Here is a 502-nt window from a genome sequence, read left to right as displayed (position 1 = left end):
AGAAGGGTGGTGGTTGTTCGTTGGCGGCGAGCCAGGCTTGGTGTTGGCGTTTTTGTTCGGCGATGATTTCGGCGCGTTCGCGGCGTTCGGCGTTGATGCGGGCTTGGCGGTCTTGGTCGCGGGTGCGTTTGCGTCGCGGCATCATCGCCAGCCGGTCGGGGTGCGGCGGTGGCGGTTCGGTGGGCAGGTTCAGCTCTCCGGTGCACCGGCCCAGCGTGGAAAACATCGTCGCGCCGTGGGCCTCGCTGAGGTAGGTGTGTCCGGTCGGGGAGGTCAACACGATGGTTCCGTCCGGGCGCTGCTGCTCGCTCCAGCCACCGGGCCCGCTGAAAAACGTTTTGATCAAATGATGGGTGCGGCAATAGAGCTTGGTGTTCGACGGGTGCGTGGGCCCGGCCGGCCACGGCAGCGTGTGGTCAACGTCGCAGCGTTGTGCGGGCCGGTCGCACCCGGGCCAGCGACAGGTCAGATCACGAAAGCCGATGAACTCCACCGTCTTGGC

At 66.1% G+C, this 502-nt stretch carries 1 protein-coding gene; it reads right to left on the bottom strand.

What is annotated here, in order from left to right; genetic code table 11:
• The coding region (locus tag ABQE44_RS25815) for an HNH endonuclease signature motif containing protein (RefSeq protein WP_448432661.1) at nt 1-502 on the bottom strand (502 nt) is incomplete at both ends.

This window comes from Mycolicibacterium sp. XJ2546 (genome assembly GCF_053483195.1).
This window is presented reverse-complemented; position numbering and strand designations above follow the sequence as displayed.